Origin of the sequence: Pseudomonas sp. QS1027, from assembly GCF_002814235.1 — a bacterium.
Lineage (GTDB): Bacteria > Pseudomonadota > Gammaproteobacteria > Pseudomonadales > Pseudomonadaceae > Aquipseudomonas.
The window spans coordinates 34,384-57,893 of record NZ_PHSU01000025.1 but is presented as its reverse complement, the minus strand read 5'-3'; the positions used below and the strand labels follow the sequence as shown (position 1 = coordinate 57,893).

The window sequence follows — 23,510 nt, the reverse complement described above, 5'->3', positions numbered from 1 at the left end:
ACGCGCTAAACGCTTCCACAGAGGGAACACATCATGACGTTACTGGCATCTCCACTCCAATCCATCGAAAGCGCGGTGATCTGGCTGCTGGTGGTCTTCTCCGTCGCCACCTGGGGCCTGGCTTTGCTCAAGGGCGTGCAGTTCGGCCGCCTGAAGGCGCAGGATCGCAAGTTCCACAAACAGTTCTGGGCCGCTTCCAGCCTCGACTCGGCCGCCGAGCTCAGCGAAACCCAACCGGGCGCCGCCGCCCGCGTGGCCCAGGCCGGTTATGCCGCGATCCAGGTCGGCGATGCGCCCCACGCGGCGGATCTGAGCCAGGCAATCAATCACCAGGACCGTCTCGAACGTGCCCTGCGCCAGCAGATCGTGCGGGAACGACGCTCCCTGGAAACCGGTCTGGCGGTGGTCGCCAGTATCGGCAGCACCTCTCCGTTTATCGGCCTGTTCGGCACCGTGTGGGGGATCATGGAAGCCTTGAAAGGCATCAGCGCCGCCGGTTCCGCGAGCCTGGAAACCGTTGCCGGGCCGATCGGTGCCGCGCTGGTGGCCACCGGCGTCGGGATCGCCGTCGCGGTGCCAGCGGTGCTGGTTTACAACTACTTCCTGCGTCGCCTGAAACTCACCGCCGCCGACCTCGATGACTTCGCCCATGACTTCTACAGCCTGGCGCAGAAGAGTTCGTTCCGCGTGCTGATCCACCCGACGGCGAACAAAGCGGCCGCCCAGGGTTCGGCGCAGAAAGTGAAGGAGGCGTCCTGATATGGCCTTCTCGACCCAGGACAGCGATGAGGTATTGAGCGAGATCAACGTCACACCGCTGGTGGACGTGATGCTGGTGCTGCTGGTGGTGTTTATCGTCACCGCGCCGCTGTTGACCAATGCGATTCCGATCAACCTGCCGAAGACCGAAGCCGTGGCGCCGGTGGAGCAGAAGGACCCGCTGGTGGTGAGCATCGATGGCAGCGGCAAGCTGTTCCTCAACAAGGACGAAATCAAGCCCGAGTTGCTGGAGTTCAACCTCCAGGCGGCCAAGGCCAAGGACCCGGACCTGCGGGTGCAATTGCAGGCCGACAACGGCGTGAACTATGGAGAAGTGGCGCGGGCCATGGCCTCCATCGAGCGGGCCGGGATTACCAAGCTGTCGGTGATTACCGCGCGCTGAACGCAACACATCCTCGAGTTTCTTGGGCCGTCTCCTTGGCAGGGTGCGGCCCTTTTTTTATTTCTGGATAAGCGCGCAGGCCGATCAACGGGATGATCGGTCTTATATTTCTTTATGGTCTTAATAAATAGCTTCTTATTCCTTAACGAATATAACTCTCCTCCCTATACTCGATCAGGAACGCAAACGCTGGAGGAGGTGTACCCCATGCGCAACGAGTCGATTCGTTATCTGATCGTGCCGGGCTGGCAAGGATCGCCAGAAGATCATTGGCAAACCCACTGGCAGAACAGTCTGCCCAACAGTGCGCGGGTGGAGCAGGCCGACTGGCTGACGCCGCGCCGCGAAGACTGGGTCGCGGCCCTGGCCGAAGCCATTGCCGCGGACGATACGCCGGTGATTCTGATCGCCCACAGCCTGGGTTGCATCACGGTTGCCCACTGGGCGCAAACGGCGCCGCTGCACCTGCTGCGCCAGGTCCGTGGCGCGCTGCTGGTGGCCCCGGCCGATGTCGAGCGTCCCGCCTGCGCGCCGGCCTTGCGTAACTTTGCGCCGATTCCGACCGACCTGCTGCCGTTCCCGAGCCAGATCGTCGCCTCCGACAACGACGCTGCCGTCAGCGCCCCGCGGACCCTGGAACTGGCCCGCGACTGGGGCGCGCAAGCGAGCATCCTCAGCGGTGCCGGGCATATCAATGTGAAGTCCGGTCACCAGCGCTGGGAACAGGGTTTTGCCTACCTGTACCGCCTGCAGACCCGAATGGAACAGCATTCCCTGCGTCGCGCCTGAATTCTTTCTTTTGCTTGAACGCCCACTGCCGTTGGCGGTTTTGGGCGGGAGCCTGCCATGAGCCTGCATGAAACCTTCGGTCAGCCGCTGCTGACCTTTCCCGATTCGGAAAAAAGCCCGCTGAGCATTCGCGCCAAGGCGCTGGTGTTCGTCGATCCACGTTCGCGGCAACTGCGTGAAGAACTCGAGACCCTGGCGCCCAAGTCGGTGCCGGTCTTGATCCGTGGCGAGACCGGCACCGGCAAGGAGTTGCTCGCCCGGCATATCCACCGTGCCAGTGATCGCACCGGCTTGTTCGTTTCGGTGAACTGCGGCGCCATCAGCCCGACCTACGCCGATGCCGAGCTGTTCGGTTATGCGGCCGGGGCCTACAGCGGTTCGGCCAGCAGCCGCGCCGGCTGGTTCGGCTCGGCCAACGGCGGCACCTTGTACCTGGACGAGATTGGCGACCTGCCGCTGCCGATCCAGGTGAAGTTGCTCGCGGCCCTGGAAAATCACGAAGTCACCCGGGTCGGCGCGCCGCAACCGAGTCCGGTGGATGTGCGCCTGGTGGCGGCCACCAGCATCGACCTGGCCCAGGCGGTGGCGGTGGGGAAATTCCATGAGCGCCTGTATCACTACCTCAGCGAAGGCCGGTTGGAGTTGCCGGCGTTGCGCGAACGGGTCGGCGACATCCTGTCCCTGGCCGAGTATTTCCTCGGCATCTACAGTCAGCGCCTCAGCCTGCCGGTACCGCTGATCAGCGAAAGCGCCCAGCGTGCCCTGGAGCGTCACAGCTGGCCGGGCAATACCCGCGAGCTGGAGAATGTCATTCACTTTGCCTTGCTGGTCAGCAGCGGCGACGAGATTTTGCCGGAGCATCTGAATCTGCCGGCGCCGTTGGCCTTGATCGAGCAATTTATCGGCAGCAGTTCTCCTGAGGAACTGGCGGCGCTCAAGCGCCTGCTGGATAACGCAGGCACCTGATTTTCTGTAGGAGCCGGCTTGCTGGCGATTCAAGCGACGCGGTGTCCCAGGGACACCGCGTTTTCGTTCATCGCCAGCAAGCCGGCTCCTACAAAGGGCAGTGGCTGTATGAACAAAATGGAATATGAAGATGAATAAAAGATATTGTTCTGGAATAAAAAATATCGGTATCTTCTGCCCCACGCCAGCGATATCACTTTGCTGGCACCTCTCTCTCAAGGCTGTCGTCGATGACGACCGTGATCTTCGATAAGGACACTGCATGAAAAAGGTTCTGTTGTTTACCGCATTGGCGGCTGCTCTGGCGGCAGGTCTGGCCCAGGCCGGCGAGAAACTGGTCGTGGCGGCAACGCCGGTCCCCCATGCCGAGATCCTCGAGCTGATCAAGCCGACCCTGGCCAAAGAAGGCGTGGACCTGGAAATCAAGGTCTTCACCGACTACGTACAACCGAACACCCAGGTGGCCGAGAAACACCTGGACGCCAACTACTTCCAGACCAAGCCGTACCTGGATGGCTTCAACAAAGGCAAGGGCACCAACCTGGTCACCGTGATCGGCGTGCACGTCGAACCGTTCGGTGGTTACTCGAAGAAAGTCAAAAGCCTGGCTGACCTGAAAGACGGCGCCACCGTGGCCATCCCGAACGAAGGCAGCAACAGCGGCCGTGCCCTGCTGCTCCTGCAGAAAGCCGGTCTGATCACCCTGAAAGACCCGACCAATGCCCTGTCGACACCCAAAGACATCGTCAAGAACGACAAGCACCTGAAATTCAAGGAACTGGAATCGGCCCTGCTGCCACGGGTTCTGGACCAGGTCGACCTGGACATGATCAACACCAACTATGCCCTGGAAGCGGGCCTGAACCCGGCTAAAGACGCGCTGGTGATCGAAGGTGCCGACTCGCCTTACGTGAACTTCCTGGTGGCTCGTCCGGACAACAAGGACAGCGACGCGATCCAGAAACTGGCCAAGGCCCTGACCAGCCCGGAAGTGAAAGCCTTCATCGCCGAGAAGTACAAAGGCGCGGTATTGCCGGCGTTCTGATTCGCGAATAACCCCTTCAAGGTTTGAACGCCGACGAGCAACCAGCGTCGGCGTTTTTTATTTCCCAGCTCCCATCCGGCAAACACCGGCGGTCAATCCGGCCAGTTCCAGGCCGGCTCATCGAGCATGCCCTGGCCGACCACCCCGGTCTGCCCAAGGATTTTTTCCAGGACGATGGAGTTGCACGCCGGGTCCTGTTGCAACGCCGCGATCAGGCGGCTGGCATGGGACACCACCCACACCTGGCATTGCTCCGAAGCCTGTACGATCAGGCGCGCCAAGGCCGGCAGCAGGTCCGGGTGCAGGCTGGTTTCCGGTTCGTTCAGCACCATCAGGGTCGGTGGCCGGGGCGTCAGCAGCGCCGCGATCAACAGCAGGTAACGCAAGGTCCCGTCCGACAGCTCGGCAGCCGACAGCGGTCGCAGCAACCCTTCCTGATAGAACTCGATGGCAAAGCGCGCGCCCTGCAATGGCGCGATCTCCAGTCGCGAGCCAGGAAAGGCATCGCTGATGGCTGCGTGCAGGGCTTGGGCATCGCCGACTTCGATAATGGTCCGCAACGCCGCCGCCAGGTCGCGACCGTCGTGATGCAGCACCGGCGTGCGTGTGCCTAGCTGGGGTTGACGCACCGGCGCCTCGGCATCGCTGCGAAAGTGATCATAAAACCGCCAGCCGCGAATGCTCTCGCGCAGTAACAGCACTTCCGGTGAGCCGCGCAGATTGCCGACCTGATCGAACAGGCTGTCGAAGCTCGGCGTATGTTGCGCCAGCACCTCCCAGCCACGCCCTTCGCGGGCCTTGACCATCGGCCCCGAGCGTCCCACCAGCAGGCTGGCCGGGCGATACAGGGGCCCGGCCCAGATGCATTCGCGCTTGATCTCCGGGTCCAGGGCAAAATACGAGCTGCTGGGCTCCGGCAAACCGAGGGAAATCGCGTAGCTGAAGTCTTCACCGGCAAACCCCAGGCGCAGGCGCTTGGCTTTTGGGCGTGGCCCGCCTTCGATGGCCACTTCGCCGTTGCGCATGCGCCGGGTGATGGTGTGCGGTCCGGCCCAGAAGGTCGAGTCCAGCCCGCCTTCACGGGCCAACGCATTGACCACCCCGCCCTGGGCGGTTTCCGCCAGCAGGCGCAGGGCGCGATAGAGGTTGGATTTACCGCTGCCGTTGGGCCCGGTGATCAGGTTCAGTCGACCCAGGGGCACCACCAGTTGGTTGATCGAGCGGTAGTTGGCGACCGCCAGGGTCTTGAGCATGGAAAGCGTCCTGCCGGATGAGTCGAGTCGTTGATGTGCACGTAGGGAACCCTGTTCTACGCTAACAGTCGTAACGGCACTGGCGAAACTGTATTACGCAAAGGAGCGTGCATGAAAGGGCAGCGAACACAGTGGACGGTCGCCCTCGGCCTGGCAGCGCTCTTGAGTGGATGCGGTCATGAAAAGCCGCCTGCAACCGAGCGCCCCCGGGTCTTCGTCGAACAGGTGCAGCTCAAGGATTTCGGTGCCGCCGTGACCCTGACGGGCGATGTCCAGGCCCGGGTCCAGACCGATCTGTCGTTCCGTGTCGGTGGCAAGATCATCCAGCGTAATGTCGACGTTGGTGCGCGTATCTCCGCCAAACAGGTGCTCGCCAAGCTTGATCCCAAAGACCTGCAGACCAATGTCGACACAGCCCAGGCCGAGGTCAACGCCCAGCAGGCGCGGGTGCAGCAGACCAGCGCGGCGTTCGTCCGCCAGCAGAAACTCCTGCCCAAGGGTTATACCAGTCGCAGCGAATACGATTCGGCCCAGGCTGCCTTATTGAGCAGCAAGAGCGCGCTTACGGCGGCCCAGGCACAGTTGGCCAATGCCCGCGAACAGTTGAGCTACACCTCGCTGATCGCTGAAGCTCCCGGGGTGATCACTGCCCGCCAGGCCGAGGTCGGGCAGGTGGTGCAGGCGACCATGCCGATCTTCAGCCTGGCCCGCGACGGCGAACGCGACGCGGTGTTCAACGTCTATGAATCGCTGCTGGTGGAGCCGCCCGGCGACCAGACCATTACCGTGACCCTGCTCGACAAACCGGCTATCCAGGCCACCGGCAAGGTCCGTGAAGTGACCCCGGCCGTCTCGGCCCAGAGTGGCACCGTCCAGGTCAAGGTCGCCCTCGGCGCGCTGCCGGCCGGCATGGACCTGGGCTCGGTGGTCAGCGCCACCGTCACCGCCCCCGGCAAAGCCAGCATCGAACTGCCCTGGTCGGCCCTGACCAAGGACATCAGCGAGCCGGCCGTGTGGCTGGTGGACGATAGCGGCAAGGTCAGCCTGCACCGGGTCAAGGTCGGGCGCTACCTGACCGGCCATGTGATCATCAGCGACGGCCTCCAGGGCGGCGAAAAGGTGGTGATCGCCGGCGGGCAATTGCTCCATCCGGACATGTTGGTGGAGATCGCCGCGCAACCGGCCAAGGGAGCCCAGCCATGAAGCGCCTGTCGCTGATGTTGCTGGGCGGCGCCTTGCTGGTCGCCTGCTCGAAACAGGAGCCCGCTCCTGAACCGGTGCGCCCGGTGTTGTTCGTCGAGGTCAAGCCGGCACTGGAACAGAGCCTCGGGCGTTTCGCCGGGAGCATCCAGGCGCGTTATGAAAGCACCCTGGGTTTCCGCGTCTCGGGACGTATTGCCCGGCGCTATGTGGATGTCGGCAGCGAAGTGGCGCAGGGCGCCTTGCTCGCCAGCCTCGACCCGACCGATCAACAGAACCAGTTGCGCGCCGCCGAAGGTGATCTGGCACGGGTCCAGGCGCAGTGGATCAATGCCCAGGCCAATGCCCGACGCCAGCAGGAGCTGTTCGACCGGGGCGTCGGTGCCCAGGCGCAACTGGACGTTGCCCAGACCGACCTGAAAACCACCGGCGCCTCCCTCGAACAGGCCAAGGCTTCGGTCAGCCAGGCCCGCGACCAGCTCGGCTACAGCGAACTGCACAGCGACCACGCGGCGGTGGTCACCGCCTGGAAAGCCGAGGCCGGCCAGGTGGTCAGCGCCGGCCAGCAAGTGGTGACCCTGGCGCGTCCGGATATCAAGGAGGCGGTCATCGACCTGCCGGCCCCCCTGGCCGATCAACTGAGCGAGGGCGTCGAATTCCGCGTCGCCAGCCAGCTCGACCCCGCCGTCAACACCACCGCGCACCTGCGGGAGATCGAGCCCCAGGCCGACAGCGCCACCCGCACCCGGCGTGCCCGGCTGACCCTGGCCGAGACCCCGGCGGCGTTTCGCCTGGGCAGCTCCATCAGCGTCACCCTCAGCTCGGCCATCGAGCCACGGACCCGCCTGCCGCTCTCGGCCCTGCTGGAAAGCGAGGGGCAGACGCGGGTCTGGATCATCGACCCACAGAGCCAGACGGTCGCGCTGCGCGAGGTCCGGGTGCTCAGTCGTGATGCCGACGGCGTGCTGCTGGCCTCCGGCGTCAAACCCGGCGAACGGGTGGTGAGTGCCGGAGTGAACAGCCTGAAACCGGGGCAGAAAGTCAAAGTCGCTGAGGAAAAAGCCCAATGAAAGGGTCCTTCAACCTGTCCGAGTGGGCCCTCAAACACCAGTCGTTCGTCTGGTACCTGATGTTCGTCGCGCTGTTGATGGGAGTGTTTTCCTACATCAACCTGGGGCGCGAGGAAGATCCGTCCTTCACCATCAAGACCATGATCATCCAGACCAAATGGCCTGGCGCCACGGTGGATGACACCCTGGAACAGGTCACCGACCGCATCGAGAAAAAACTCGAAGAGCTCGACTCCCTCGACTACGTGAAGAGTTACACCCGGCCGGGCGAGTCGACGGTGTTCGTGTTCCTGCGCGACACCACCAGCGGCAAGGACATCCCGCAGATCTGGTACCAGGTGCGCAAGAAGATCGACGATATTCGCGGCGACTTCCCCCAGGGTATCCAGGGGCCGGGGTTCAACGACGAGTTCGGCGATGTGTTCGGTTCGGTCTACGCCTTCACCAGCGACGGCCTGAGCATGCGTCAACTGCGTGACTACGTGGAACAGGTGCGGGCGCAGATCCGCGATGTGCCGGGGCTGGGCAAGATCCAGATGATCGGCGAGCAGGACGAAGTGCTCTACCTGAACTTCTCCACCCGCAAGCTGGCCGCCCTGGGCATCGACCAGCGCCAGGTGGTGCAGAGCCTGCAATCGCAGAACGCGGTGACCCCGGCCGGGGTGATCGAGGCCGGACCGGAGCGGATTTCGGTACGGGCTTCCGGGCAATACGCCTCGGAGAAAGACCTGGAGGCGGTCAACCTCAAGCTCAATGACCGCTTCTACCGGTTGGCCGATATTGCCGAGATCAGCCGCGGCTATGTCGATCCGCCGACCCCGCTGTTCCGCTACAACGGCCAGCCGGCCATCGGCCTGGCGATCGCCATGAAGAAGGGCGGCAATATCCAGGACTTCGGCAAGAGCCTGCACGCGCGCATGGACAGCCTGACCGCCGAACTGCCGGTGGGCGTCGGCGTGCACAAGGTTTCCGACCAGGCCGAGGTGGTGGAAAAGGCCGTCGGCGGTTTCACCAGTGCCCTGTTCGAAGCGGTGATCATCGTCCTGGTGGTGAGCTTTATCGCCCTCGGCATGCGTGCCGGACTGGTGGTGGCCTGCTCGATCCCGCTGGTGCTGGCGATGGTCTTCGTGTTCATGGAATACAGCGGCATCACCATGCAGCGGATTTCCCTGGGCGCACTGATCATCGCCCTCGGCCTGCTGGTGGACGATGCGATGATCACCGTGGAAATGATGGTCACGCGGTTGGAAAAGGGCGACACCAAGGAGCAGGCGGCCACATTCGCCTATACCTCGACGGCCTTTCCAATGCTCACCGGGACCCTGGTGACCGTGGCCGGCTTCGTGCCCATCGGCCTCAATGCCAGCTCCGCCGGGGAATACACCTTCACCCTGTTCGCGGTGATCGCCGTGGCGATGCTGGTGTCGTGGGTGGTCGCGGTGCTGTTCGCGCCGGTGATCGGCGTGCATATCCTCAGTGAAAAAGTGAAGGGTCACAACGCGGAGCCGGGCCGGATTGCCCGGGGCTTCAATGCCGGGCTGCTCTGGTCGATGCGCAATCGCTGGTGGGCCATCGGCCTCACGGTGCTGATCTTTGTCTTGTCGGTGTTCTGCATGCGTTTTGTGCAGAACCAGTTCTTTCCGTCCTCGGACCGCCCGGAAATCCTCGTTGACCTCAACCTGCCGCAAAACGCCTCGATCAACGAGACGCGCAAGGCGGTGGACCGACTTGAGGCCAGCCTCAAGGACGATCCGGACATCCTGCGCTGGAGCAGCTATATCGGCGAGGGCGCGATCCGTTTCTACCTGCCCCTCGACCAGCAATTGCAGAACCCGTACTACGCGCAACTGATCATCGTCAGCAAGGGCCTGGAACAGCGTGCCGCCTTGATCGAGCGGTTGAACAAGCGTTTGCGGGAGGATTTCGTCGGCATCGGCAGCTTTGTCCAGACCCTGGAAATGGGCCCGCCGGTGGGGCGGCCGTTGCAGTACCGGGTCAGCGGCAAGGACATCGACCAGGTGCGCAAGCACGCCATCGAACTGGCGACCATCCTCGACAAGAACCCCAATGTCGGCGAGACCATTTACGACTGGAACGAGCCGGGCAAGGTCCTGCGCATCGATATCGCCCAGGACAAGGCGCGGCAGTTCGGTTTGTCATCCGAGGATGTGGCGAGGCTGATGAACAGCATTGTCAGCGGTTCGCCGGTGACCCAGGTCAAGGACGACATCTACCTGATCAACGTGGTCGGGCGCGCGGTGGACAGTGAGCGGGGCACGCCGGAAACCTTGCAGAACCTGCAGATCGTCACGCCCAACGGGGTGTCGATTCCGTTGCTGGCGTTCGCCACGGTGCGTTATGAACTGGAGCAGCCGCTGGTCTGGCGCCGTGACCGTTTGCCGACCATTACCCTCAAGGCCGGTGTGCGCGGCAAGTTGCAGCCGACCGATCTGGTCAAGCAACTGAAGCCTGATATCGACCAGTTCGCCGCCGGCTTGCCGGCGGGCTACAAGGTGGTCACTGGCGGTACGGTGGAGGAGAGCGGCAAGGCCCAGGGGCCGATTGCCAAGGTGGTGCCGCTGATGCTGTTCCTCATGGCGACCTTCCTGATGATCCAGTTGCACAGCGTGCAGAAGATGTTCCTGGTGGCCAGTGTCGCGCCCCTGGGGCTGATCGGCGTGGTCCTGGCGCTGGTGCCGACGGGCACGCCGATGGGCTTTGTGGCGATCCTTGGGATCTTGGCGCTGATCGGTATCATCATCCGCAACTCGGTGATCCTGGTGACCCAGATCAACGAGTACGAGAGTAATGGTTATGCGCCGTGGGATGCGGTGGTGGAGGCGACGGAGCATCGGCGGCGGCCGATTTTGCTGACGGCGGCGGCGGCGAGTTTGGGGATGATCCCGATTGCCCGGGAAGTGTTCTGGGGCCCGATGGCCTACGCGATGATCGGCGGGATCGTGGTGGCGACGGTGCTGACGTTGATGTTCCTGCCGGCGCTGTATGTGGCGTGGTACAGGATTCGGGAGCCGGAGCCGGAGGTCCGGTAGAAACGTTTTTTCGGGTATGTCCCGATACCCCTGTAGGAGCCGGCTTGCTGGCGATAAGGCCAGTGGCCTTGCATCGCCTGACCGGACGCCATCGCCAGCAAGCCGGCTCCCACAGGTTTTGCGCCGTACTCAAGATTTGAGTACGACTCGAACATTGTGGGAGCGGAGCTTGCCCGCGAAGGGGCCAGTGATCACTCCGCCGTCGACGGCTTCTCCCACAAATTGATCCCGCCTTCCTGGGCAAAGCGATCGATCTCCGCCAGTTCTTCCTGGGTGAAACTCAGGTTCTTCAGCGCGCCGACGTTCTCGATGATCTGCTCCGGCCGGCTGGCGCCGATCAGGGCCGAGGTCACTCGTGGGTCACGCAGGGTCCAGGCCAAGGCCAATTGCGCCAGGCTCTGGCCGCGACGCTGGGCGATCTCGTTCAACGCCCGCACGTGGGCGATATTCGTCTCGGACAAATGCGAGGCCTGCAACGAACCGCCGCCCGGACGATTGACCCGCGCATCCTTCGGCACGCCATTGAGGTATTTGTCGGTCAGCAGACCTTGTGCCAAGGGGGTAAAGGCAATCACCCCGGTACCCAGCTCCTCGACGGTGTCCAGCAGGTCCTTTTCCACCCAGCGATTGAGCAGGTTGTAGGCCGGCTGGTGAATCAGCAGCGGGACTTTCCATTCTTTCAGCAGCGCGGCGATCTCGCGGGTTTTCACCCCGGAGTACGACGAGATGCCGATATACAGCGCCTTGCCCTGCTGCACGGCGGTAGCCAGGGCGCTGGCGGTTTCTTCCAGCGGGGTGTCCGGGTCGAAGCGGTGCGAATAGAAGATATCCACATAGTCCAGGCCCAGGCGTTGCAGGCTCTGGTCGAGGCTGGCGAGCACGTATTTGCGCGAACCGCCGCCCTGGCCGTAAGGGCCGGGCCACATGTCCCAGCCGGCTTTGCTGGAAATGATCAGTTCATCGCGGTACTGCTTGAAGTCTTCGCGCAGCAGACGGCCGAAGTTGATCTCGGCGCTGCCGTAGGGCGGCCCGTAGTTGTTCGCCAGGTCGAAGTGGTTGATGCCCAGGTCGAAGGCGGTGCGCAACAGCGCGCGCTGGGTGTCGATCGGCGTGCTGTCGCCGAAGTTGTGCCACAGGCCCAGGGACAGCGCCGGTAGTACCAGCCCGCTGCGTCCGACGCGGCGGTAGGGAATGGAGTCGTAGCGGTTTTCGGCAGCTTGGTAAGTCATCGAACCCTCTCTCGTTTGGCAGTAGATACAGATCGTCGCTATAAAAATCGGTTGGCCGGCCGTGCCAGCCCCAGGTGCTCGCGCAGCGTGGTGCCTGGGTACTCTGTTCTGAACAGCCCGCGGCGTTGCAGTTCCGGGACGACACTGGCGGCAAAGTCTTCCAGCCCGCCCGGCAGATGCGGCACCAGCACGTTGAAGCCATCCGCCGCACCCTGTTCGAACCAGGCCTGCAACTCGTCGGCAATCTGCGTCGGCGTACCGATCAGGCTGTAGTGCCCGCGTCCGCCGGCGATACGCCGTCCCAGCTGGGCCAGGGTCAGGTTTTCCGCGCCGGCCAGTTCGGTCAGCAGTTGCTGGCGGCTTTGCTGGCCGCTGTCGGTCAGCGGTAGCTCAGGCAATGGGCCGTCCAGCGGGTATCCAGACAGATCGAAGTTACCCAGCATACGCCCAAGTAGCGCGACGCCAACCTCCGGCTCGACCCATTGCTGAAACGATTCATATTTTTCCCGGGCCTCGGCCTCGCTCTGGCCGACCACGACAAAGACCCCGGGCATGATTTTCAGTGAGTCGGTCGAACGTCCGAACTTCGCCAGGCGGCCTTTGAGATCGGCATAAAACGCCTGGGCCTTGCTCAACGAAGTTTGCGCGGTGAACACCACTTCGGCGGTCTGCGCCGCCAGCTCACGGCCGAGCTCCGAGGAGCCGGCCTGGACGATCACCGGCTGGCCCTGGGGCGAGCGGGCGACATTCAGCGGGCCCTTGACCTTGAAGTGTTCGCCACTGTGATTCAACACATGCAAGCGCGCCGGGTCGTAGTACTGGCCGCTGGATTTGTCGCGGGTAAAAGCGTCGTCCTCCCAGCTGTCCCACAAGCCGGTGACCACCTGGTGAAACTCCCGCGCCCGGCTGTAGCGTTCGGCGTGGCCGATATGTTCGGTGCGCCCGAAGTTCTGGGCCTCGGCGGCGTTGTCCGAGGTCACCAGGTTCCAGCCGGCGCGCCCGCCGGACAGATGATCCAGCGAGGCGAACTTGCGGGCCACATGGTACGGCTCGTTGTAGCTGGTGGTGGCGGTGGCGATCAGGCCGATGTGATCGGTCACCGCGCTTAACGCCGACAGCAAGGTCAGCGGTTCGAAGTGTTCCGAGCGGGCCATGCGGCTGGCGATTTCAGCGCTGGGCGCGGCGACGCTGTCGGCAACGAACAGGGCATCGAACTTCGCCGCCTCGGCGACGCGGGCCAGGTGCTTGTAGTGGGCGAAATCCAGCCCGGCGTTGGCCGGCACATCCGGATGGCGCCAGGCCGCGACGTGGTGCCCGGTGGCCATCAGGAAGGCGCCGAGTTTCAGCTGGCGCGGGGTGTGGGTCATGACAGAGTCCTTGGCGATTTATTGAGGGTTGGTGCACGCAACGGCTCAAAAATCCTTGCGCAACTGGATGCCGAAGTAGCGCTGGTCATCCCGTGGCACGGCGCGGTAGATGTAGTTGCCGCCGCTGGCCAGCAAGGGTGAATAGGATTTGTCGGCGAGGTTTTTCCCCAGCAGAGCGACCCGCCAGCCCTGGCTGTAATCGGCCAGGGCAATGCTCGCGTTCCAGATCCCATAGGCGCCTTGCACGGTGTCGGGGTTCTGGCTGATGTCGTACTGCACCTGGCTCTGCCAACTGAAGTCGGTACCCAGTTCGACATCCAGGCCGTTGTCCAGCGGGATGCTGTAGTCGGCGCGCACGTAGCTCTTCCAGTCCGGGCTGAACGGCAGCGGCTTGCCGTTGACGTTGCAGCTGGCCGCCGCCCCCGGCGGGCAGGAGAATTCGTCGATCCGCGCCTTGGTGTAGGCCAGTGCGCCGGAGAACTTCAGGTTGCGGGTGGCCTGCAAGGCGTAATCGGCTTCCACGCCTTCGGTGCTGACGCTGCCGGCGTTGATCAGGCGCGTCACCACTTGCCCGGCGACGGTGTCGAAGAAGTTCGCCTGGTAGTTGCTGTAGTCGCTGTGGAACACCGCCAGGTTGGTGGTCAGGCGATTGTTCCAGCTGGTGGCCTTGATCCCGGCTTCCCAGGTGTTGGAGGTTTCCGGTTTCAGCGCGTCGGTGTCCCGGGGCTGCATGTTGAAGAACACGTTGTAGGCCGGGCCTTTGTAGCCGCGCGAATAGGTCAGGTAGGTGGTCACCGCATCGCTCAGGTCGTACTGCACGCCGAGACGCCCGGACCAGCCGTCTTCGGCCACCGAACCGCTGCTGCTGGTGGCGGGCTGGATGCCGCTGACGGTGGTGGCGGAGGTGGAGACGCGGCGGTGGTCGTAGGACAGGTCGTCGTGGGTCCAGCGCAGGCCGGCGATGCCGCGAAACGCCGATGTGAAGTTGAAGGTGGTTTCGCCGAACGTCGAGTAGCTGTCGCTGGTGGTGCCGTAGTTGGCGACGCCGCGATTGACGCTGCCGGGCGCGGTGAGGGTGCGCTGGTAGGTCTCTTCGTCCTTGCCGTGCAGGTAGAACAGGCCGCCGACGTATTCCAGGAATTGCCCCTTGGGCGAGGCCAGGCGCAGTTCCTGGGAGTACTGGTTGAAGTCCAGCGCGCCCTGGTCGGCGGTGCCGGGGAAGGCGGCGCTGATGGTGCTCAGGCGATCGGCGTCCTGGTACTGGTGGTTGCTCCAGCCGCGCCAGGCGGTGATCGAGGTCAGGGTGTAGTCGCCCAGGTTCCAGTCCAACTGGCCGGACAGGCCCTTGTTGATATCGTCGACATCGGTGCGGGTGTCGGTGTTGATGTCGCGGTTGTCGCTGGAGCCCCGGACCGGGTTCAACGCATTGGCGAAGGCCGGGGTCAGGGACTTGCTGACCACGCCGTTGGGCGCGTTGTCGTGGGACTCCATGTAGTCGGCGGCGAAGGTGAATTTCACGTCTTCGTTGGGGGTGAACTCCAGCTTGCCGCGTACGCCCTTGTGGTTGTAGCCGTTGACTTCCTGGCCGTTGGCCTTGTTCTCGACGTTGCCGTCATAGCTGCCGAACAGGGTGGTCAGCGAGCCTTTCAGGGTCTCTGGAACCAGGCTGCCGCCGATGCCGAAACGGGTACGGCTTTCGTTGCCGCTGTAGTACGACTGGTCGATGTAGCCGTGGGTCTCGGCGGTCGGGGCCTTGGTGACGATGTTCAGTACACCGGCCGAGGCATTCTTGCCGAACAGCGTGCCTTGCGGGCCGCGCAGCACTTCGATGCGGTCGAGGTCGAGCAGGTCGAGGGTGGCCTGGCCGGGACGGCTGTAGACCACGCCGTCGATCACCGTGGCCACGGTGGGCTCGACCCCCGGCGAGGTGGAAATGGTGCCTACGCCACGGATGAACAGCGAGGTGTCCTTGTTCGAAGCGCCGGTGCGGAAGTTCAGCGTCGGCACTTGCTGGACGATGCTGGCGACGCCGTTGCGGCTGTCGCGCTCCAACTGTTCGCCCTCGACCACCGAGACCGCCACCGGGACTTTCTGCAACGATTCCTCGCGCCGCGTCGCGGTGACGGTGACCGGCTTCAGTGTCGGCTCCTGGTCGCTGCTGGCGTCGGCGGCAAACACTGCGGATGACGGCAGGGCGGCGAGACCGGCGAGCAGCCAGCCCAGGTGTGGACGGCGTGGTGTGGCGGCGCGAATCGACTGCGCCAGTGTGGGTTGAACCCCAAGTGTGTTGTGCATGTGTTGCCCGCTCGAAAAATGGCCCTGAACCGCTGTCGCTCTGCGTCGACAGCGCCTGAAATTTGTCTTGGGGCATTCGCTCGAGCGAGTAGCAGACAAAGCACTTTGTTAGCGCTAACATCGCCAGTATCGGAAAGGTCGACATAGACCGTCCAATACTGAAAAATTACTTTTATATTCCTTTTGGTTTTCAAGAAGGGTCGCACTTTGACTGCTGACAAATCGCCAGGCCGTAAACGTCGGGGCGCCGGACGCGTCACCCTGAACACGGTGGCCCAGGAGGCCGGGGTCTCGGCGATCACCGTGTCGCGCTATTTCAACAATCCGGAGCAGGTCTCACCCGAGCGCCGTGAGCGGATCGCGACGGTGGTCGCGGCCCTGGGCTATGTGCCGAACCTGGTGGCCGGCGGCCTGGCCTCGGCGCGGGGGCGGATCGTGGCGATGGTGATCCCGAACATCTCCGGGCCGATCTTCGCCAACACCATCCAGGGCTTCAGCGACACCCTCAGTCGTCACGGCTACCAGTTGCTGCTGGCGTCGAGCTACTTCTCGGCGGAGCAGGAGGAGAGTGCGGTCCGCGCCTTTCTCGGCTGGTCACCGGCGGCGCTGGTGCTGACCAGCCATTTCCATAGCGCGGGCACGGAGAAAATGCTCGCCGAGGCGGATATCCCGGTGATCGAGACCTGGGATTACCAACCGGAGCGCGAACCGATGCAGATCGGCTTTTCCCACCATGAGGTCGGCGTGACCGCCGCGCGTTACCTGCATGGCAAGGGGTATCGGCGGATCGCCTTTGTGCAGAACAGCGCCCCGGGGGACTTCAGTGCCCTGGAGCGTCGAGACGGCTATGCGGCGACCGTTCGCGAACTGGGACTGGAGCCCTGGGTATTCGCCCCGGATGCCGACCGTGCCCCGTTCGAGGCCGGCAAGCAGGCGATGCAGGTGTTGATGAGTGGCGCGTCGAAACCGGATGCGATCATCTTCGCCAACGACAACCTGGCCGCCGGTGGCTTGCTGGCCGGGCAGCGGGCAGGGTTGAAGATCCCCGAGGACTGCGCGGTGCTGGGCTTCGGCGATTACCCGTTTGCCGAAATGCTCCTGCCGAGCCTGAGCACCATCAAGCCGCCGGCCCTGGAGATCGGCGTGCTGGCGGCGACCCGGGTGCTGGAGAGCCTCGGGGTATTGCCGGCGGACGAGGTGCAACGCTTGAACCTGCTGACTTGCCAACTGATCGAGCGGGAGAGTGCCTGACCTCAAACGGCCTTGGCGAAGACCTCGCTGATCCAGTCGACGAACACCCGCACCCGTGGCGACATATGCCGGTTCTGCGGGTAGAGCACCGACACCGGCATCGGCGGCGGCGGATGGTTCGGCAGGACTTCCTTGAGCAAGCCCTGGTCGATCTGCTCCGCCACCCGGTAATACGGCACCTGGATCAGGCCCAGCCCGGAGACGGCCGAAGCGGCATAGATCTCGGCGCCGAACACCGACACCCGGCCCGCCAGGGGCACTTCCCGCAGCTCGCCGGCCTCGGTGAACTCGAACGGAAACAGCTTGCCGGTGACCCTGGAAACGTAGTTCACCCCCTGGTGCCGGCTCAGGTCCGCGAGGTTTTGCGGTTCGCCGTATTTGCGCAGGTAAGCCGGGCTGGCACAGGTCACCTGGCGCAGGTTGGCGACGCGCCGGCCGACCAGCGAGGAGTCGCCGAGATTGCCCGAACGCAGCACGCAGTCCACGCCCTCGCTGATCAGGTCGATAAAGTGGCTGGCCTCGCTCATCGAGATCTCGATATCCGGGTAACGCTCGAGAAACTGCGGGAGTGCCGGCACCACGAAGTACCTGGCCAGCGTCCCCTGCAAATCCACCCGCAAGCGGCCCTTGGGCGCCACCGAACGGAAGGCCAGTTCGGCTTCTTCCAGCTCCGCCAGCAACTGCACGCAGCGTCGGTAATACGCCTCGCCATCCAGGGTCGGGCGCACGCGCCGCGTACTACGCTCCAACAGCCGGGTGCCGAGCCAGGCCTCGAACTGATTCAGGGTGTGGGTCAGTGTCGCGCGGGGCAGGTTCAGGTCTTCGGCGGCCAGGGTGAAGCTGCTGCGCTCGTAGATCCGTACAAAAACCTTCATGGCCTTGACCTGGTCCATGGGCGCTCCGTTGCAATTGATTGTTGGCGATTATTGAACAGTCAAGCCAACTATCGAGCATTTATCACCCTGGGTAAACATGTGAAATTGGCGCCACACGCAACCCACACCCCAGGAGATTCGACATGACTACCCAGACTCGGAAAGTGGCCATCGTTACCGGCGCTTCACGCGGCATCGGTGCTGTTATCGCCCGCCAGCTGGCGGCGGAAGGTTTTGCCGTCGCCATCAACTACGCCAGCAGCGCCAACGAGGCTTCGGCGCTGGTGGTGGAACTGCGCCAGGCCGGGCACACGGCCATAGCGATCAAGGCCGATGTCGCCAGTTCCGCCGATGTTGCCCGCCTGTTCGATGAGACCGAGCAGCAACTGGGCAAGGTCGATGTGCTGGTCAACAACGCCGGGATTCTCAAGGTCCTGCCGTTGGCCCAGCACAGCGACGAACTGTTCGAGCAGACCTTTGCGATCAACACCCGTGGCACCTTCAACACCCTGCGCGAAGCCGCGACGCGGATGAATGACGGCGGTCGCATCGTCAACTTCTCCAGCAGCACCGTGGCCCTGAACCTGCCGGGTTATGCGGTGTATATCGCCAGCAAGGCGGCGGTGGAGTCCTTGACCCACGTGTTCTCCAAGGAACTGCGCGGCCGCCAGATCACCGTCAACGCGGTGGCTCCTGGTCCGGTGGCGACTGAATTGTTCCTTCACGGCAAGAGTGAAGAGCAGATCCAGACCTTCGCCAAGATGCCGCCGCTGGAGCGTCTCGGTCAGCCGGAAGATATCGCCGCTGTCGTGTCCTTTCTGGTCAGCCCGGCCGCTGGCTGGGTCAACGGCCAGATCCTGCGGGCCAATGGCGGCCTGGTCTGATCAGCGCATCCCTCTCTGCATGATCGCCCGGTTCGCTGCCATATCGACCCCTCCCGGGATGGCGCCGAAGTGGTCAAGGCCATGGCCGATCGGGTGCGGGCTGAGATGTTCCGACGGATCGGGTTGGAGGATTTGTTGCGGGTTGGCGACCGTTGAAGGGGCTGGTTTCGATCTACAGTGTTAGTAAGGGATGAGCGTCTGAATCAAGTCATGTGTGGTGTTCAAAATGGCTTTCGCCGCACCGCCGCGAAGACGGCATAACTGACAACACTGCACCTCGGAGGATCCCCCCCATGCACACCGCCATCATTCTCGCCATCGGCCTGATCCTGCTCGGTGGCACGCTGTTCTTCGGTCGGCGCCTGGGCATCAGCCGGCAGATCCTCGGCGCCGGCTTTCTCGGCATGTGGCTGCTGGCGACCATCGTCAACGGCGCCATCGGCGTGATCACCGCCCACCAGAGCCTCCTTTCGGAGGTGATGATCGGGCTGGCGGTGTTCGGCTTGCCGGCCATCGCCATGGCCTTGTTCATGGTGCTGGACCAGGCCTGATCCCGGGTTTCAACGGACCAGATGCAGGAACTGCATATGCCGTTCGTACTGGTCGAGGATGTCGTTGATGATCTGCTCCTTGCTGTAGCCCATCAGGTCATAGTCCTGGCTGCCTTCGCGCAGGTGCACTTCGGCGCGGTAGTAGCGGCGGTTGCGCAGCTCCTTGGGACCCATGCCGCCACGGGCGAAGGACGGCGTGAAGTAGCCGCGCATCTGCACCTGGTAGATGAACGGATGCTGGTCGCCATGGCCGATTTCCAGGCTGACGCTGTCATTGGCCGGGTCCGGCTGCGTGACCACGTTCAGGCCCTTCTCGACAAACCCCGCACTGACTTCCTCGATAGCCGGACGTACCGTCTGGTCGAGGAAGCGATACACCTCGTCCCGCGACGGAAAGTGCACCGCCTGGCTCAGGCGCTGGCGCCAGCCGCTGCGTCGTGAACTGGACAGCGGTGCCAGGGAGTGCAACTGGGCGATCTGCTTCTGCGACTCCAGGTAGAACGCCTTGTGCAGCCCCCACATCATCAGCAGCAGGATCAACGAGAACGGCAGTGAAGTCAGCACCACCGCCGATTTCAGCGCGTCGATGCTGCCGGAGAACAGCAGCGCGCTGGTGATCAGCGCGGTCATCGCGCCCCAGAACACCCGCAGCCATTTCGGCCCGTCTTCGTCGGCGCTGCCGCCACGGGCGGAGAGCGTCGAGAGCACCACGGTGCCGGAGTCGGCCGAGGTGACGAAGAACACGAAGCTGATAAACACCGTGATCGCAATCACGGTCCTGCTCCAGGGATAGGTTTCCAGCAACAGGTACAGGGTTCGCGACGGGTCGTCGATGGCCGACTGGCCGAGGGCAGTCATGCCGTGGTTGAGCACCTGGTCGATGGCGCTGTTGCCGAAGATCGACATCCACGCCAGGGTGAAGCCCAGCGGAATCAGCAGCACGCCGAAGACGAACTCGCGAATGGTCCGGCCGCGGGAAATCCGCGCGATAAACAGGCCCACGAACGGCGACCAGGCAATCCACCAGGCCCAGTAGAACACCGTCCAGCCGCCCAGCCAGTCGCTGGGTTTGTCATAGGCGTAGAGATCGAAACTCTTGGTCGGCAGTGCGCCGAGGTAGTCGCCGACGTTCTGGATCAGGGTGTTGAGCAGGTGCTGGGTGGGCCCGGCGAACAGCACGAACAGCAGCAGTGCGCAGGCCAGCAGCATGTTGATATCGGACATCACCCGCACGCCCTTGTCGACGCCGGCGACCGCGACGGCGATGGCCGCGCCCATCATCAGGGTGATCAGCCCGACCTGGATCCACTGGGTGTGGGGCACGTGGAACAGGTAGTCCAGGCCCGAGTTCAGGTGCAGCACGCCAAAGCCCATGTCGGCGCCGAGGCCGAACACCGTGGCGATAATGCCGAAGCCGTCCACGGCATAACCGATGGGCCCGTTGATGCGTTTGCCGATCAACGGGTACAGCGCCGAGCGCAGGGCCAGCGGCAGGTTATGCCGGTAGGCGAAGTAGGCCAGGGCCATGCCGACGAAGGCGAACACGCCCCAGCCGTGCAGGCCCCAGTGCAGAAACAGGATCTGCATGGCCTGGCGCGCGGCGGCCTGGGTCCCGGCTTCTCCCTGGGGCGGTTGCAGCAGGTGGGTCAGGGGTTCGGAAACGCAGAAGAAGAACAGCGTGATGCTGATCCCGGCGGCGAACAGCATGCCGGCCCAGGACAGGTAGCTGAACTCGGGTTCGTCGTGGTCGGCACCGAGCTTGATCTTGCCGTAGCCGGACAAGGCGGTGACCACCACGAAGACCAGGTACAGGGTCATCGCCAGCATGTAGTACCAGCCGACCGTATTGGCCGCCCAGTTCTGCGCCGCCAGCAGCCATTGGCCAGCGGCTTCGGGCAGGGCAATGACCACCAGGCCGAACAGCAGGATGAAGCTCGCGGCGAAGTAGAACACCGGCGGGTTCATGCGGATCAGGCCGCTGGTGGAAGGGGGGGACGTGCTCATGAAACGGGCACCTCAAGAACATGAAACGTGGCTGGACATCTCGGACTCAGCAAAGGCAAGCCTCCTGTTGTGAGCGGGCAGCGAACCGCCGGTTTAACTTGAACGAACGGTCAAGTTAAACACGGATAGGGCTTTGAGGACTAATCGCAGGGCTCGGTGGTGCTTTTCTTACGTGAGCGTTAGGCAGGGGTATGACGCTTCTGATGGGGTGATCGTTCCGGCCTCTTCGCGCCGCATCGCCGCGAAGGCGGCCGCAAGATCGATGCAGGACCTGCCGGCCTTGTGGCGAGCGCCCTGACGACTAGCGCTGCGTCCCTTCCTCATGCTGCTGCAGGTTCGCCTGGGTCAGGTTGCAGCCCGCCGGCACGCTGCGGGTCAGCCAGACATTGCCGCCGATGGTGGCGCCGCGGCCGATGGTGATCCGCCCGAGGATGGTTGCCCCGGCATAGATCACCACGTCGTCCTCGACAATCGGGTGACGTGGATGGCCCTTCTGCAATTGCCCGTCCTCGTCCGCCGGGAAGCGCTTGGCACCCAGGGTCACCGCCTGGTAGATGCGTACCCGTTCGCCGATGATCGCGGTTTCGCCGATCACCACGCCCGTTCCATGGTCGATAAAGAAACTGCCGCCGATCTGCGCCCCGGGGTGAATGTCGATCCCGGTGGCCGAGTGGGCGATTTCCGCACTGATCCGCGCCAGCAACGGCAACCCGGCGCGGTACAGGTGATGGGCCAGGCGATGGTGGATCACCGCGAGAATCCCCGGGTAGCACAGCAACACTTCATCGACGCTGCGCGCCGCCGGGTCGCCGTGGTAAGCCGCCAGGACATCGGTGTCGAGCAACCGACGCAATGCCGGCAGAGCCATGGCGAAGTCCTGGATCAGTTGCACGGCTTTGCTCTGGACCTCGGCGTCCGATTCGCCGCCATGTCGCGCCACGTAACGCAACTCCAGGCGGGCCTGGGCCAGCAAGGCATTGAGGGCGGCATCGAGGGTGTGGCCGACGTAGAAATCCTCGCTTTCCTCGCGCAGGTCTACCGGCCCCAGGCGCATGGGAAACAGCGCGCCGCAGAGCGATTCGAGAATCTCGGCCATGGCCTGGCGCGACGGCAGCTCGCGGCCGCCCTGTTCGTCGCTGACCCGGCCATTACGGCTGCGCCACTCATCCCGGGCGCTGCGCAACTGGCCGACGATGGTCTGTAGTTGCCAATGGCTGGAACGCTCGCTCACGATCAAATCTCCGACGGGACGACCGGCCCATCGGGTCGCCTGAATGACTTCCACTTTACGGCACCGACACAAACGGTAATTAAGAACGAATGGTGCTTTCCTCAGAACTTTCCGACATAAGCGAATGACAGTTGCCTGAGGAAAAGCCCCTGCCTATAGTCCAGGCATCTCCTACAGCCAGCTCGGACCCATGATCAAACAACAGCTTGCCCGTTTTAACCGTCTGGAACTCCTGGCCCAGGCCACCCCTCTGGAAAAGCTCGAACGCCTGTCGGCGTGGGTCGGCCGCGATATCTACATCAAGCGTGATGACCTGACGCCCCTGGCTCTGGGCGGCAACAAGCTGCGCAAGCTGGAATACCTGGGGGCCGATGCCCTGGCGGTCGGTGCCGACACGCTGATCACCGCCGGCGCCATCCAGTCCAACCATGTGCGCCAGACCGCGGCCCTGGCGGCCCGCCTCGGGCTGGGTTGCGTGGCCTTGCTGGAAAACCCCATCGGCACCCAGGACGCCAACTACCTGGGCAATGGCAATCGCCTGTTGCTCGACCTGTTCGACGCCCGGGTCGAGCTGGTGGACAACCTGGACAATGCCGACGAGCAGTTGCAGGCCCTGGCCGAGCGCCTGCGCAGCAACGGCAAGAAGCCCTATCTGGTGCCGATTGGTGGCTCCAATGCCCTGGGCGCGCTGGGTTATGTGCGGGCCGGCTTCGAGCTGGCGGCGCAGATCGAAGACAGCGGGCTGGAATTCGCCGCCGTGGTGCTGGCCTCCGGCAGTGCCGGGACCCACAGCGGCCTGGGCCTGGCCCTGAGCGAAGCGCTGCCGGGCTTGCCGGTGGTCGGCGTGACAGTGTCCCGTAGCGATGAGGCGCAGCGGCCGAAGGTGCAGGGGCTGGCGGAGCGCACGGCCGAGTTGCTCGGTGTGCCGCTGCCGGCCAGTTTCAAGGTCGAGTTGTGGGACGAATATTTCGCTCCCCGTTATGGCGAGCCGAACGCCGGGACCCTGGCGGCGGTCAAGCTGCTGGCCAGCCAGGAAGGCATCCTGCTCGACCCGGTCTACACCGGCAAGGCCATGGCCGGGCTGCTCGACGGCATCGGCCGCCAGCGTTTCGAGGACGGCCCGATCATCTTCCTGCACACCGGCGGGGCGCCGGCGTTGTTTGCCTACAACGCTATGCTGTAACCCGACTCTGAGCGTGAGGCTGCCCCGCTCCCTGCTGGGAGCGGGGCAGCCCGACACCAATTCGGGTGTCAGCAGGTAATAAAATAGAATATACAAATAGTTTTT

19 protein-coding genes are annotated in these 23,510 nt (G+C 63.7%); 12 read left to right on the top strand and 7 right to left on the bottom strand.

The window, feature by feature from the left end; genetic code table 11:
• Positions 1-33 precede the first annotated feature (33 nt).
• From CWE01_RS21850 to CWE01_RS21830, 5 genes are all read left to right on the top strand, one after another.
• Positions 34-759 carry a MotA/TolQ/ExbB proton channel family protein gene (locus CWE01_RS21850; RefSeq protein ID WP_100942625.1) on the top strand — a complete coding sequence of 242 codons (726 nt, stop codon included), beginning with the start codon at positions 34-36 and terminating at the stop codon, positions 757-759.
• Between the two features lies 1 nt (position 760).
• The gene (locus CWE01_RS21845) at positions 761-1,162 is read left to right on the top strand and encodes a biopolymer transporter ExbD (protein ID WP_100942624.1); all 402 of its coding nucleotides are present in this window, start codon (positions 761-763) and stop codon (positions 1,160-1,162) included.
• Between the two features lie 207 nt (positions 1,163-1,369).
• On the top strand, positions 1,370-1,951 hold the full coding sequence (locus CWE01_RS21840; protein WP_100942623.1) for an alpha/beta hydrolase: 582 nt from the start codon (positions 1,370-1,372) through the stop codon (positions 1,949-1,951).
• 57 nt (positions 1,952-2,008) lie between these two features.
• The gene (locus CWE01_RS21835; RefSeq protein ID WP_100942622.1) at positions 2,009-2,917 is read left to right on the top strand and encodes a sigma 54-interacting transcriptional regulator; all 909 of its coding nucleotides are present in this window, start codon (positions 2,009-2,011) and stop codon (positions 2,915-2,917) included.
• A gap of 262 nt (positions 2,918-3,179) precedes the next feature.
• On the top strand, positions 3,180-3,962 hold the full coding sequence (locus CWE01_RS21830; protein WP_100942621.1) for a MetQ/NlpA family ABC transporter substrate-binding protein: 783 nt from the start codon (positions 3,180-3,182) through the stop codon (positions 3,960-3,962).
• Between the two features lie 92 nt (positions 3,963-4,054).
• Here CWE01_RS21830 and CWE01_RS21825 read toward each other — a convergent pair whose 3' ends face one another.
• Positions 4,055-5,215: an AAA family ATPase gene (locus CWE01_RS21825; protein WP_100942620.1), complete on the bottom strand. Its 1,161-nt coding sequence runs from the start codon at positions 5,213-5,215 to the stop codon at positions 4,055-4,057.
• A gap of 111 nt (positions 5,216-5,326) precedes the next feature.
• Between CWE01_RS21825 and CWE01_RS21820 the strand changes: the two genes are divergently transcribed.
• The 3 genes from CWE01_RS21820 to CWE01_RS21810 are packed head-to-tail and all read left to right on the top strand — an operon-like array spanning position 5,327 to position 10,535.
• Complete coding sequence (locus CWE01_RS21820) at positions 5,327-6,418, top strand: efflux RND transporter periplasmic adaptor subunit (protein WP_100942619.1); 1,092 nt, start codon at positions 5,327-5,329, stop codon at positions 6,416-6,418.
• On the top strand, positions 6,415-7,485 hold the full coding sequence (locus CWE01_RS21815) for an efflux RND transporter periplasmic adaptor subunit (protein ID WP_100942618.1): 1,071 nt from the start codon (positions 6,415-6,417) through the stop codon (positions 7,483-7,485). The genes CWE01_RS21820 and CWE01_RS21815 overlap by 4 nt, the downstream gene beginning before the upstream one ends.
• Entirely contained in the window at positions 7,482-10,535 is a 3,054-nt protein-coding gene (locus tag CWE01_RS21810) for an efflux RND transporter permease subunit (RefSeq protein ID WP_100942617.1), read from the top strand. Before CWE01_RS21815 ends, CWE01_RS21810 begins: the two co-directional genes overlap by 4 nt.
• Before the next feature lie 191 nt (positions 10,536-10,726).
• On the opposite strand, the gene mgrA is transcribed toward CWE01_RS21810, so the two are convergent.
• The 3 genes from mgrA to CWE01_RS21795 are packed head-to-tail and all read right to left on the bottom strand — an operon-like array spanning position 10,727 to position 15,426.
• Complete coding sequence (gene mgrA, locus CWE01_RS21805) at positions 10,727-11,764, bottom strand: L-glyceraldehyde 3-phosphate reductase (RefSeq protein ID WP_100942616.1); 1,038 nt, start codon at positions 11,762-11,764, stop codon at positions 10,727-10,729.
• A 38-nt stretch (positions 11,765-11,802) separates the two neighbouring features.
• Complete coding sequence (locus tag CWE01_RS21800; RefSeq protein WP_100942615.1) at positions 11,803-13,131, bottom strand: LLM class flavin-dependent oxidoreductase; 1,329 nt, start codon at positions 13,129-13,131, stop codon at positions 11,803-11,805.
• A gap of 45 nt (positions 13,132-13,176) precedes the next feature.
• A complete protein-coding gene (locus CWE01_RS21795; RefSeq protein WP_100942614.1) occupies positions 13,177-15,426 on the bottom strand; it encodes a TonB-dependent receptor in 2,250 nt (749 codons plus the stop codon).
• A 207-nt stretch (positions 15,427-15,633) separates the two neighbouring features.
• Here CWE01_RS21795 and CWE01_RS21790 point away from each other — a divergent pair, with 207 nt between their 5' ends.
• Entirely contained in the window at positions 15,634-16,677 is a 1,044-nt protein-coding gene (locus tag CWE01_RS21790) for a LacI family DNA-binding transcriptional regulator (protein WP_100942613.1), read from the top strand.
• Between the two features lie 2 nt (positions 16,678-16,679).
• On the opposite strand, the gene CWE01_RS21785 is transcribed toward CWE01_RS21790, so the two are convergent.
• The gene (locus tag CWE01_RS21785) at positions 16,680-17,570 is read right to left on the bottom strand and encodes a LysR family transcriptional regulator (protein WP_100942612.1); all 891 of its coding nucleotides are present in this window, start codon (positions 17,568-17,570) and stop codon (positions 16,680-16,682) included.
• Positions 17,571-17,695: 125 nt separating this feature from the next.
• On the opposite strand from CWE01_RS21785, the gene CWE01_RS21780 reads away from it, so the two are divergent.
• Positions 17,696-18,436 (top strand): SDR family oxidoreductase, encoded by a 741-nt coding sequence (locus CWE01_RS21780; protein WP_100942611.1) that lies wholly within the window; start codon positions 17,696-17,698, stop codon positions 18,434-18,436.
• Between the two features lie 293 nt (positions 18,437-18,729).
• Positions 18,730-18,987 carry a hypothetical protein gene (locus tag CWE01_RS21775; RefSeq protein ID WP_100942610.1) on the top strand — a complete coding sequence of 86 codons (258 nt, stop codon included), beginning with the start codon at positions 18,730-18,732 and terminating at the stop codon, positions 18,985-18,987.
• 9 nt (positions 18,988-18,996) lie between these two features.
• Here the strand turns inward: CWE01_RS21775 and betT are convergent, their stop codons facing one another.
• Positions 18,997-20,952, bottom strand: coding sequence for a choline transporter BetT (gene betT / locus CWE01_RS21770; RefSeq protein ID WP_100942609.1), 1,956 nt, complete (start codon positions 20,950-20,952; stop codon positions 18,997-18,999).
• Between the two features lie 340 nt (positions 20,953-21,292).
• Entirely contained in the window at positions 21,293-22,222 is a 930-nt protein-coding gene (gene epsC, locus CWE01_RS21765) for a serine O-acetyltransferase EpsC (protein WP_100942694.1), read from the bottom strand.
• Positions 22,223-22,412: 190 nt separating this feature from the next.
• Here epsC and CWE01_RS21760 point away from each other — a divergent pair, with 190 nt between their 5' ends.
• Positions 22,413-23,405: a D-cysteine desulfhydrase gene (locus tag CWE01_RS21760; protein ID WP_100942608.1), complete on the top strand. Its 993-nt coding sequence runs from the start codon at positions 22,413-22,415 to the stop codon at positions 23,403-23,405.
• Positions 23,406-23,510 lie beyond the last annotated feature (105 nt).